Source organism: Nonlabens sp. MB-3u-79, from assembly GCF_002831625.1.
Lineage (GTDB): Bacteria > Bacteroidota > Bacteroidia > Flavobacteriales > Flavobacteriaceae > Nonlabens.
Genome location: NZ_CP025116.1, coordinates 2294041 through 2306728 on the forward strand (window position 1 = coordinate 2294041; position 12688 = coordinate 2306728).

10 protein-coding genes are annotated in these 12688 nt (G+C 38.4%); 2 read left to right on the forward strand and 8 right to left on the reverse strand.

The features are described 5' to 3' along the window. Positions 1–84: 84 nt before the first annotated feature. Entirely contained in the window at positions 85–2328 is a 2244-nt protein-coding gene (gene katG / locus CW736_RS10095) for a catalase/peroxidase HPI (protein ID WP_101013822.1), read from the forward strand. A 78-nt stretch (positions 2329–2406) separates the two neighbouring features. Here katG and CW736_RS10100 read toward each other — a convergent pair whose 3' ends face one another. The 4 genes from CW736_RS10100 to CW736_RS10115 are packed head-to-tail and all read right to left on the reverse strand — an operon-like array spanning position 2407 to position 5431. Beyond that, complete coding sequence (locus CW736_RS10100) at positions 2407–3135, reverse strand: head GIN domain-containing protein (protein ID WP_101013823.1); 729 nt, start codon at positions 3133–3135, stop codon at positions 2407–2409. 58 nt (positions 3136–3193) lie between these two features. Further along, complete coding sequence (locus tag CW736_RS10105) at positions 3194–4294, reverse strand: hypothetical protein (RefSeq protein WP_101013824.1); 1101 nt, start codon at positions 4292–4294, stop codon at positions 3194–3196. After that, positions 4278–4886, reverse strand: a complete 609-nt coding sequence (locus tag CW736_RS10110; RefSeq protein ID WP_101013825.1) for a hypothetical protein — start codon at positions 4884–4886, stop codon at positions 4278–4280. The genes CW736_RS10105 and CW736_RS10110 overlap by 17 nt, the downstream gene beginning before the upstream one ends. Then, complete coding sequence (locus CW736_RS10115; protein ID WP_317044394.1) at positions 4883–5431, reverse strand: RNA polymerase sigma factor; 549 nt, start codon at positions 5429–5431, stop codon at positions 4883–4885. Before CW736_RS10115 ends, CW736_RS10110 begins: the two co-directional genes overlap by 4 nt. 272 nt (positions 5432–5703) lie before the next feature. Here CW736_RS10115 and lon point away from each other — a divergent pair, with 272 nt between their 5' ends. Continuing rightward, entirely contained in the window at positions 5704–8157 is a 2454-nt protein-coding gene (lon, locus tag CW736_RS10120) for an endopeptidase La (RefSeq protein WP_101013826.1), read from the forward strand. A gap of 119 nt (positions 8158–8276) precedes the next feature. On the opposite strand, the gene CW736_RS10125 is transcribed toward lon, so the two are convergent. The 4 genes from CW736_RS10125 to CW736_RS10140 all read right to left on the reverse strand — a co-directional run bounded on the left by CW736_RS10125 (position 8277) and on the right by CW736_RS10140 (position 12515). Next, positions 8277–8711 (reverse strand): hypothetical protein, encoded by a 435-nt coding sequence (locus CW736_RS10125; protein ID WP_101013827.1) that lies wholly within the window; start codon positions 8709–8711, stop codon positions 8277–8279. Positions 8712–8787: 76 nt separating this feature from the next. Further along, on the reverse strand, positions 8788–10620 hold the full coding sequence (locus CW736_RS10130) for an ABC transporter ATP-binding protein (RefSeq protein WP_101013828.1): 1833 nt from the start codon (positions 10618–10620) through the stop codon (positions 8788–8790). 217 nt (positions 10621–10837) lie between these two features. Next, positions 10838–11743 (reverse strand): aldo/keto reductase family oxidoreductase, encoded by a 906-nt coding sequence (locus CW736_RS10135; protein WP_101013829.1) that lies wholly within the window; start codon positions 11741–11743, stop codon positions 10838–10840. Positions 11744–11795: 52 nt separating this feature from the next. Then, positions 11796–12515 (reverse strand): 3-ketoacyl-ACP reductase, encoded by a 720-nt coding sequence (locus CW736_RS10140; protein WP_101013830.1) that lies wholly within the window; start codon positions 12513–12515, stop codon positions 11796–11798. Positions 12516–12688: the final 173 nt, after the last annotated feature.

The window sequence follows — 12688 nt, forward strand, 5'->3', positions numbered from 1 at the left end:
GTAGTCAGAAATAATAAATGATATAGCATCAATCCTTTATTTTGTTTAACTTTATACCTATAACAAACTGTAAAAATTCACCTTATGGATGCTAACGACGCTAATAAAACTCCTGTATGGGATATCAATCAGTCTTCAGCTGCAAAATGCCCATTTATGGGAGACCCTTCTCGCAATGCTGCTGGACAAGGAACTAAAAATAACGATTGGTGGCCTAACCAACTACGGCTTAATGTCCTGCGTCAAAACGCAACAAAATCAGACCCTATGGACCCTGATTTTGATTATGTAAAAGCCTTTAATAGTTTGGACATGAATGCTTTAAGAAAAGATTTAACTCATTTGATGACAGATTCTCAAGATTGGTGGCCAGCTGATTACGGACATTACGGAGGTTTTTTTATTAGAATGGCGTGGCATAGTGCTGGAACCTATAGAGTAGGCGATGGACGTGGAGGTGCTAGTGCAGGAAATCAACGATTTGCACCTTTGAATAGTTGGCCAGACAATGGAAACCTTGACAAAGCAAGATTGCTGTTATGGCCTATCAAACAGAAATATGGTAAAAACATTTCTTGGGCAGACCTTATGATACTAGCAGGGAATGTAGCCATGGAATCTATGGGATTAAAAAAGCTTGGTTTTGCAGGAGGAAGAGTGGATTCTTGGGAACCAGAACAAGATATTTACTGGGGCAGCGAGACCAAATGGTTGGGAAATGATGATAGGTATGAAAACGGTGAGTTAGAAGGAATGTTAGGTGCGGCGCATATGGGATTGATTTATGTGAATCCAGAAGGTCCTAACGGTCAACCTGACCCGATGGGAAGTGCACATGACATTAGAGAAACATTTGGCCGTATGGCAATGAATGACTATGAAACGGTAGCCTTAGTTGCTGGTGGTCATACTTTTGGAAAAGCCCACGGTGCTGCAGATCCTGATGAATATATTGGAGCTGAGCCAGCAGGAGCACCTATTGAAGAAATGAGTAAAGGCTGGAAAAATACATTTAAAAGTGGGGTAGGTGATGATACCATTACCAGTGGATTAGAAGGCGCATGGACTCCTCACCCAGATCAATGGGATCACGATTACTTTAGAGTATTACTAGATTACGATTGGGAACTAACTAAAAGTCCAGCAGGTGCCCACCAATGGAAACCCACTGCAGCTTCTAATGCCGATCAAGCTCCGAAGGCAGCTGACTCTTCAAAACGTCAAGATTTAATGATGTCTACAGCAGATATAGCCTTGAAGACCGATACAGAATACTTGAGAATTTCTAAGCATTTCAGAGAAAATCAAGAAGAATTTGAAGATGCTTATGCAAAAGCATGGTTCAAATTAACACATAGAGATATGGGGCCAGCTTCTAGATATTTAGGTACAGAGGTGCCTGAAAAAGAAGAATTATGGCAAGACCCTATTCCTGCTGTCACTCATGCATTAATAGATGAAAAAGAAACCTTACACTTAAAATTCCAAATTTTGGAGTCTGGTTTATCGGTGCAAGAGTTGGTTTCTGTTGCTTGGGCAAGTGCAGCTACCTATAGAGACAGTGACAAGCGTGGTGGTGCAAATGGAAGTCGTATAAGACTAGCACCTCAAAATGAATGGGAGGCAAATAATCCTAAACAATTACAAAAGGTACTTGATGTGCTGACTAAAGTGCAATCTGATTTCAACAAATCTCAAATAGGAGATAAACAAGTTTCTATGGCAGACCTTATAGTTTTAGGAGGAAATGCCGCTGTTGAAAAAGCAGCAAAAGATGCTGGATACGATATTACTCTTCCTTTTCATCCAGGAAGAGGTGATGCCACACAAGAACAAACAGATGTGGAGTCCTTCAGTTACTTAGAACCACGAGCAGATGGCTTTAGAAACTTTTTAGGTAATGAGCAAAAGGCAGCTGGAGAAGATTTATTAATTGATAAAGCAAATCTTTTAACCCTTTCAGTTCCTGAGATGACTGTTCTTATAGGAGGGTTAAGGGCGATGAATACCAACTATGATCATTCTGACTACGGCGTATTTACAAAGACCCCAGGGACTTTAACAAACGATTACTTTATCAATGTTCTCGATCTGAGCACTACTTGGAAATCAAAATCAAGTGCTGAGTTGCTTTTTGAAGGACGCGATCGCAAGACTGGAGATTTAAAATGGATAGGTACACGTGTAGACCTTATTTTTGGTTCTAATACAGAATTAAGAGCTATTGCCGAAGTCTACGCCAGTAACGACGGTAAAGAAAAAATGGTGAACGACTTTGCCGCTGTATGGTATAAAGTGATGAATTTAGATCGTTTTGATTTGAAATAAACACCTTTATTCTTGAAAAAAAAATCCCCAAATCATTTTGTTGATTTGGGGGTTTTTCATGTTATTTTATCGGGTACATTACATTTTTGTAATATCACCACTACCCATAATGCTTTTTTTAATTTTGCTTGTAGTTCCTTTATATCTTAAATCTCCAGAACCTATTATGGAGGCTTGAAGTTCTCCACCATTGCAATAGACAGATACGTCACCACTACCAGCAATGGAAGCATCTACATTATTTGCCTTAAGATTAAACGCAGAAATATCACCACTTCCAGCTACACTTGCATCAAGATGCTCGGTACGACCGCTCAATTTCACATCACCACTTCCAGCAATGCTTACACGAAGTTTTTCTGAGGTTACTTCTACATCAATATCGCCGCTTCCAGCTATAGAAATATGCATACTTCTAGATTTGAGCTTTACAAGGCTTCTAATATCTCCACTTCCAGCCATGCTCAAACTACTGATATTTTTTACAGGAACCCTAACTTGAATTCCTTTACGTGTATTGATATTGTAGCCATCTTCAATTCCTATTTCTAGTCGGTCCCCTTTTACTTCAACTTCGAGGTGCTCCATGATATTAGATTCTGCCTCCACTGTTATAGTTCCTTCTTCACCTTCTACAAGGACAATGTTAAGACTGTTTCGGCCAGAGATTTTGTCGTAATCAGATGTATTAAATACTTTTGTTACGATTAGGCCATTTCCATCGATGCGTTTATTACTGCTCCACCATTGGGCGTTTGCAGTATTGATTGCTAAAATAGCTATAAGTAGTAGGAGGATTTGTTTCATGATATTGTCCTTTTTTAGTTTGTTATCTTTTACTTAGTTTTTATTTTGAGTTCACTAACTAGTTGACTTTCTTTAGAGTGACCCCGCCAAAGCTAGATCTAATATTTATTAATGCTGTGCCGCCTTTCTGACCACTATAACCAGATTTTTGCTTGTCGGTACTACCACTTTTAGAACTTGTTACCGTTAGATCATCAGAGAGTTTGATGCTGGAATACTCTGTGTCAATGTCAAATCTAAAAGAGGCCTCAGGATGATAGTTGATTTTTATTCCTGTGTATTCTGATTTAATAGTGACTTCTTTAAAATCACGTCCTAGCTCTGCAATACTTATGGATCCAAAGTCTGTATTTAAATTCACTAGCTCATTGATGTTTCCTATTTTTATGGTAGTATAATCTCCACGTCCCACTAGTTTGATCACCTCATCTATTAGTAATGTAGAAAAGTCTCCATTAAAATCAAGAATTTTCACATCGTGAAAGCTAGCTTTTGTATAATCACCTTCGTAAGTTACTTTTTCTGCTCCGTAAAGTTCGAAGCCACTAAAATCGGCTTTTATGTTTCCAGACTTCATATAATCTATGTGTGAGTTATTCGTATAATCAAATTTAAGATCATTATTTTCTGCTAGGAGTTGTCCTATGTCCAGTCTTCCAAAGTCACATTTGATCGTGGCACGACCTTTTAATCTATCGAGAATCACCGCGCCATAGTCGTTACTTAGATCTAGTGAAGCGGTAACCGGCATCTTAATGATGTAATCTATTTTCATATTAGAGCTTCGGTTGGAATCGCTACCAAATAATAAGTTCCATAAACCGCCACTGTTGTTAGAGTTGTGTTCAGCATCAGTTATAGCACTTACTTTAGAAGCACTAGCTTGAAAATCTACATCTATACCTTTGAGTTGATCGATAACGCGATCTTCATTATCACCACTTACTTCAACAGTAATATCAATAGATACAATAGGAGAATCCCAGGTAGTAATGCTCACACTACCGAATTCGTTTTGAATAGCTACCAGACAATTTTTGTTGACGTTAAAAGTTTTATTAATTTTTTTGGACTTGGTATATTTCCCGTCTTCAGGACCGGCTACAAGCAGTGCTGGAAGTAAAAACAGCAGGATACTTAGTTTATATAAATGTTTCATCTTCTTGTTCTTTAAAATTTTTCAGTTGTTCTATTTGCTCCAGAGCAGTTTCTAATAAATCGATTCTATTTTGAAAATTTTGAATCATCGCAGCGATAACCGCTTTACTATCGTTGTTTATTTTAAAATCGGCCTTGATGGACTGGTAATCCAATTCTAATTTATTCAATGCGGTTTTAGTGTCGGCGATGATGCGCTCTGTATCTGGTGTTTGTTCTTTGTTAAGCTTTTCTAACTCTTCTTGGATAGTTGTTGTAAAAAAGTCTTGTGCTTGCGCCATTTCTGGTGACACACTAGAAAGTCCGTTATCTACTGCTGTGGTAGGAGCCAGGCGCATTCCTGTAAATCCTAATAAAACAGCCAGTCCGGCAACTAGCGACCACTTCAACCAGGAGTTTATAGGGATCACCTTTACATCTTTCTTAGCTTTATCAAAAGGGAGTGTTTCCATGAGGATCACGTCACTTTCTGGATTCCCTTTTTCTTCACAAGCTGCTTCCAGCTTTTCTAAAAATCTATTTCTGTGGCCGCTAGGCAATGATTCTGTGTTAAAATCTTGTTCTGCAAACCATTCTTTCATGTCCTTTTTCATATCAGTTGCATTTTATTTCTCAGGCTTTCTTTTGCTCTTGAGATCGTGGTTCTGCACATGGCATTTGACATTCCCATAATCTCACATATTTCATCATTATCCATACCTTCAATTAGGCTTAGCGTTAAAACATGTCGGTAATTATCTTTTAGTAACTTCATGACTTGGAGTACTTTTTTAGCCGTCATTCCAGCAGCTTCCATATCGATTTGCACATCTGTTTGTTGTTCCATCTCGTAGGCGACATCATCATAAGTTATTTTAGGCATTTTTTTTACTTTCTTTAAGTGTGTCAGGCTATTGTTGACCACGATTCTTTTTAACCAGCAGCCGAAAGTCGCTTCACGGTTCCATTGTGACATCTTTGCAAAAGCTGTGATCATGCTGTCTTGCATAATATCTTCGGCTTGTGCGCTGTCTTTGACAATTCTAAACGCGACATGGTACATTCCCTTAGCATATTGATCATAGACACGCATTTGTGCCTTGCGATCGCCTTGTTCACAGTGTTTATAAAGTTCTATTTCAGTTATTGTTAAAGTCACTTGGTCAGTGTTACGCTTTAAAGATGCAATTTATTCCAGTATGTTACACTTCATGGCAAGGAATTTGAAATTTATTAGAGTAGTATGTAGTGGAATGTGTGGAATAGCTTTTTACTAGAGCCTATAAGACTATTTAGTAGTTTGATAATGTGGCTTTTATGTGTTGTAATTCCGCTTTCGCGAAAGCGAAACAGTTACAGACATCGTACAAAAATTAATTATTAAAAATAAAAGCCAACAGTCTATATGACATTGTGGCGACTGAAAAAGATATGTTCAAACCAAAGAAATTTTCAATAGACAACTTGTCACTCCAAGAATTTGATCAAGATGCGGAGTTTATCCCTTTATTGAGCAGTGAGGACGAGGAAGAAATGAATAACGAAAACGTGCCAGAAACCTTATCCATATTGCCTTTGCGCAACATGGTGTTGTTTCCTGGTGTGGTAATTCCTATTACTGCAGGGCGAGATCGTTCCATTAAATTATTACAGGATGCCAATAAAAAAGGCATATCTATAGGGGTGGTAGCTCAAAAAGACGAAGATGTCGAAGAGCCTTCCATTGAAGACCTGCACACGACTGGAGTGGTAGCAAAAATTTTGAAGATCTTCAAAATGCCTGATGGTAATACGACTGTAATTATTCAAGGTAAAAAGCGTTTTGAAATGGGCGATATGGTTACAGAGCAACCCTTTATCACTGCTGTGGCTAAAGACCTTCCAGATGTACGGCCAGTAAAGGAAGACCCTGAATTCATTGCTATTATTGAAAAGATCAAGGAACTAGCTCTAGAAATCATCAAAGAAAGTCCCAATATTCCCAGTGAAGCATCTTTTGCTATTAAGAATATTGAGTCCGATTCTTTTTTAGTGAATTTTGTTTCTTCTAATATGAATCTGAAGGTAGAGGAAAAGCAAAAAGTACTTGAAATCAATGATTTAAAAGAGCGCGCACTGGAAACCTTGCGTTTTATGAATATTGAACGTCAAAAATTAGAGCTTAAAAACGATATACAGTCCAAAGTGCAGACTGATATCAATAAGCAACAAAGGGAATATTACTTGCATCAGCAAATGAAGACCATTCAAGATGAGTTGGGTGGCGGTGTTTCTTCTCATCAAGAAGTGGATGAGATGCGCCAGCGTGCTAAGAAAAAGAAATGGGATGATCATGTAAAGGAGCATTTTGAAAAGGAATTGGCTAAAATGCAACGTATGAATCCGCAAGTAGCAGAGTATTCCATACAGCGCAATTACTTGGACCTTATTCTCGATCTGCCATGGAATGAGTTTTCTAAGGACAACTTTGACTTGAAACGCGCCGTAAAAATTTTAGATCGGGATCATTACGGTCTAGACGAAGTAAAGAAACGCATCATTGAACACCTCGCTGTTTTGAAATTGCGTAATGATATGAAGTCACCTATACTTTGTTTATACGGACCTCCAGGAGTTGGTAAAACTTCTCTAGGTAAATCTATAGCAGAGGCGCTAGGACGAGAATACGTTCGTATTTCCTTAGGTGGATTGAGAGATGAAGCTGAAATACGTGGTCACCGTAAAACCTATATAGGAGCGATGCCTGGACGTATTATACAAAGCATTAAAAAGGCCAAAACTTCAAATCCAGTTTTTGTACTGGATGAGATTGATAAATTGAGCAACTCCCATAATGGAGATCCTTCTAGTGCGATGCTGGAAGTATTAGATCCAGAGCAAAACAATTCCTTTTATGACAACTTCTTAGAAATGGGATTTGACTTAAGTAAAGTAATGTTTATTGCGACGAGTAATAGCTTAAATACCATACAACCTGCATTGCGTGATCGTATGGAGATTATCAATGTGACGGGTTACACGATAGAAGAAAAGGTAGAAATAGGAAAAAAACATTTATTACCAAAGCAATTAAAGGAACATGGACTAGACAAGTCCCATCTTAAGATTGCAATGCCACAGCTCGAAAAAATAGTGGAAGGTTACACACGTGAAAGTGGTGTGAGATCTCTTGACAAGCAAATTGCTAAAATGGTACGCTATGCAGCAAAAAGTATTGCTATGGAAGAAGATTACGATCTTAAAGTGACCAACGATACAGTTATTAAAGTATTGGGGTCCCCTAGAATGGAACGTGATAAGTATGAAAACAATGATGTTGCCGGTGTCGTTACAGGACTGGCATGGACTCAAGTAGGTGGGGATATTCTTTTTATTGAATCCATTCTTTCTAAAGGAAAAGGGACGCTTACCATAACAGGTAACCTCGGTAAAGTGATGAAGGAAAGCGCAACCATTGCGATGGAATACATCAAATCAAACTCCGAAGAATTGGGAATAGACAGCTCGGTATTTGAAAAATACAACGTACATATTCATGTGCCTGAAGGAGCTACTCCTAAAGACGGTCCTAGTGCAGGGGTGAGCATGTTAACTTCATTAGTTTCCTTGTTTACACAACGTAAAGTGAAGAAAAGTCTAGCGATGACAGGAGAAATCACACTAAGAGGTAAGGTATTACCAGTAGGTGGTATCAAGGAAAAAATTCTTGCAGCAAAACGCGCTAGAATTAAAGAGATCCTGCTTTGTGAGCAAAACCGAAGAGATATTGAAGAAATCAAAGCCGATTATATCAAAGGCTTGACCTTTCATTATGTAAGTGATATGAGCAATGTATTAGAACTAGCCCTTACTAAGCAAAAGGTAAAGAATGCAAAGAAATTGTAGTTAAAAATAATTTCTAATAGATTAAAAAGGTCGAGAAGCAATTCTCGACCTTTTTTGATTTATATCATTAAGCATTAGGGCAGCATCGGGTAACCTTTTCCCTCTCACATAAAATCCTCTTACATCTTACTATAATCCACTACCAGCTTCTTGTACCATTTCCCTAAATCTCCGGGAATTTTTTTATAATTCTTAGTCAGTTCTGTTGCAAGTCTGGAGTTAGAACGTTCTTTTTCCGAAGGGTTTGCGGTCAGATAGCCTTGGAACTTCCCAACATCGTCTATAATTTTTGGAGCTTTGTTTGAAACGCTGTTCCATGGTGACAGGGGGTTATTAGGATCTCCATAATTATTTAAATCGTTCCATATGGAAGTCTTGCTAAAACTACTTCCGTAATCCCCAAAAGCATTCCAGATGGACTTGCTGTCAAATCTAGAACAATCCATACAGCCTAGATATTCGGTATAATCTGCGCCCCCATAGAGATGCAAGTTTTGAGAACTGGCGTAGGAACTGCTTGCAATTATAACTATCAAAAGGAGTGTGTTTTTCATTTTAATGGAGTGAAAGGTGTTCTATAAATTGAATTACATAAAAAATTGAGCAGCTATTCTTTAATAAAAGAACTGTTTATTGATAACCAGCAGCTTGTAAATTAAACAGCTGCTCATACAGCTGTGGAGCAGCCATGAGTTCTTCATGGGTTCCTATTTCAGCGACTTGACCATCTTCGAGTACTAAAATACGATCTGCCATACGTACTGTTGAGAATCGGTGTGAGATGATGATACTGGTTTTTCCTTTAGTAAGCCCAATAAAACGTTCAAAAACATCGTATTCGGCTTGTGCGTCTAGTGCACTGGTAGGCTCGTCGAGCACGACAACATCAGCATCCTTCATATAGGCACGAGCTAGGGCTACCTTTTGCCATTGTCCACCGCTCAATTCTTGACCTTTTGCAAAGCGTCTTCCTAACTGTTGATCGATACCGCCTTTCATTACGGCAACAACTTGATCTGCCAGGCTGCGTTGTGCGGCATCATTGATCATAGAATCATTAGAAAGCTCGTCTATATTTCCTACGGCTATGTTCTCGCGTAAGCTAAATTCATACTTAAAGAAGTCTTGGAAAATAACACCAAAACGTTTTCGGTATTCTTGCTTGTCAAATTGTGCAATGTTGACTCCATCGAGCAATATTTCTCCTTTTGTAGGTTCATAAAATCGCAAGATCAATTTGATCAATGTTGTTTTCCCTGCACCATTCTGTCCAACAAATGCTATTTTCTCTCCTGCTTTGATCTTAAAACTCACTCCTTTCAATACATCTGTGTCACTACCTGCATAACCAAAATGCACATTTTTAATTTCAAAGCCTTCTTGAATACGCTCGGGAAGTGGAGTAGTGGAGATTGCCTGATCTGTGACCTGTATATCTAAAAAGTCAAAGTAGTCTCTTAAATAAAGGGAACCTTCAGAAATGGCAGTAAATCTGGAAAAGAACCCCTGAAGGTTATTTCGCAAACGGTTAAATGATCCAGATAAAAAGGTTAATTCTCCTATAGAAAGAGTCCCTGAAATTACCTTAAAAATAATAAAGATGTAAGCCCCATAATAAGACAAAATCCCTAAAATATTAAACAAGGAACCGTACAGACTTTGCTTTAAAGAAAGCTTTTTATTGATTTCATAGTAATCGCCAGACAGCTTTTTAAATCGCGAGGCGATATAATCGGTCAGGCCAAAAAGCTTGACCTCTTTTGCTGTTTGATTATTGGCTCCTATAAAACGCAAATAATCCAGTTCACGACGCTCGGCGGTCCAGCTGCGAGCAACTGAATACCGGTGAGAACTAAATTTGGCTTCATTGATAAAGGACGGAATAATACTCAATACCAAAAGGATGATCAATAAGGGTTCAAAATAGATCAAACCTGCGATTAAGGATCCTATGGAAATAACACTTTGAATCTGGCTTAAGGAAGCACTCATCAATCCTACGCGACCGCTGGTTTGCTGTCTGGCGCGTTCTAGTTTGTCATAAAAGTCAGGATCTTCTAATTGCTCTAAAGTCAGTTCGTTTGTTTTCCTAATGATTCTTTCTGAAGAGGCATTGGAATATAAATCACCTATCAATCCATCGGTAAGGTTGATCAATCTATTTAACAAATCGGCTAGGACAGCAACACTTAATTCGATCGCAACATAAGTCCAGAGTTGGTTAAGGTCTTTTTCATCGAGTGAGATTTGTAAAATAACCTCATCAATGATCAGTTTTCCTACCCACAACAAGATAACAGGACTCAGTGCAGTAAGGAGTCTAGCGATAAAGTTGGTCACAAAAAGCTTGGGACTGACACGCCAGATTTCTTTAAAGAATCTGGGTAAGGTTTTTAAGGCGCTGAAAGAGAATGTTTTTCCCTTTTTACTCTGTTCTTTTATAGATGCTGGAACTCTTGCCACATTTTTGATTTAGAAGACAAAGGTACGATACAAGGAATTGTTTATGCTGTTCTCGCTTTCGCGAAAGCGGACTTTTAATAACCTCTTTTATCGGAATACAACTGAGAAGTAGGGAGGAAATGAATGGTCGTCATCAAGTGCGAGTATTCAAAAACTGCAACAGATTGCTTTAACGGCATTTAAAAGCCTTTAGTTTATAGGTTTCCTGAAACTTTTCCTAAGGCAATTCTTTACCCGTCGAAGCAATATAAATTTGAAACCATTGCTCTAGTGACATTTTAATTTGGAAGGAGTCTACGGCTGTTTGAATGCGCTCGATCTTACCAGTTCCCAATATGGGAATGATGCCAGATGGATGCATCAATAGCCATTGGTACAAGATTTGTTCCGTTTGGGAAACCCCTAGTTCTTGAGCTACTATTTTTACGGCTTGAAGCAGTCTGGCTCCTTTCTCGGTTTTGGGAGTTAGAAGTTCACCACCAGCAAGAGGCGACCAGGCCATAGGACGTATTTTTTTGGAGATCAGGTAATCTAGGTTTTGGTTTTCAAAATGCTCCAAAGAGTAAGCAGAAATCTCGATTTGGTTCGTGACCAGTGGTTCCTCCACATAGGCTTGCAAGGACTCCAATTGCAATGGGAGAAAATTAGAAACCCCAAAATGAAGCACTTTACCGCTAGACTTTAATTGATCAAAAGCTTTTGCCACTTCTTCAGGATTAAAAAAAGGTGATGGTCGGTGCAATAACAACACATCTATATAATCGGTTTGCAGGTTTTTAAGGGATTCTTCTACTTGAGAAACAATGTAAGAGGCGCTGTAATCGTAATATTTCACTTTGCGCTCTGGAAATTTACTGGTGTTGAGTTTGATGCCACATTTAGTAACCAGCTGCATTTGGTCGCGCAATGCGCTTTCATTTTTCATCACTTTTCCAAAAGCCGCTTCACATTCATGATTTCCATAAATATCAGCATGATCAAAAGTGCTTACTCCAGTTTCTATAGACTCTTGAATAAAAGAAAGTAATTCTTGATCGGTTTTATTCCAGTCGAGCAAACGCCACATTCCCAGAACGATTCTTGATACTTCTAAATTTGCGGCAAGCTTTGTCTTTATCTCCATAGAGGTCAAAGTTATTATTGATTTTTAATTAAATTCTCCATAGTTAGACTAACTACGGATTTGTGGACCAAAGAGAAGCAGCTTTAAGCATGGCTCTTCTAGGTAGTTTTAATCCTGCTACTACTAACTCGGCAAAATCTTCTGGTTGTAATACACTGTCTTCAGAATCTTTATCTGCTATTCCTAAATCTACCGCCATGTCTGTTGCAATGGTGCTAGGTGTAAGCGTACAAACTCTGATATTGTTTTTACGTACTTCTTTCATCAAGGATTCTGACATCCCGATTACTGCAAATTTAGAAGCCGAATAAGCCGAGGTACTGGCATTACCACTCAATCCTGCGGTAGAAGAAACGTTGATAATGTCACCGTGATTTTGATCGATCAAATAAGGCAGGACTTCTTTAGTGATATAATACATTCCCATAAGGTTGGTCTGTATGATCTGACTCCACCGGTCCACATCCATATCGTTGAGCGTACCAAAAGCCGCAATACCCGCATTGTTTACTAGAATATCTACACCACCCAAATCAGAAACTAAGGTTTTGATATGCTTTTGAACCTCTTTATAATTACCTAAATCAAACACGGCATAAGTGGCCTGGACACCTAGATGTTCTAACTCGCTAACCGTTGCTTTTAAAGCTACTTCATCTCTACCAGTAATGGCTACGTTTATTCCCTCTTTAGCAAATGCTATTGCTGTAGCTTTTCCTAAACCACGGTTACCCCCTGTGATGATCGCATTTTTACCTTTTAAATCTTGCATGTATGTTGTATTAAAGTTGAAATGAATATGGATTATATGAAAGGAAAAGAATAAAAATAGTTCCTCTTTTGTCAAATAGCTTCGAGTAGTAAAATTAAAGTTTTTATATGGTTCTCCTGGGCGATGATGTCTTAATCCTTTGTGAAGAAACAGATAATACTTGTTTTTACAAC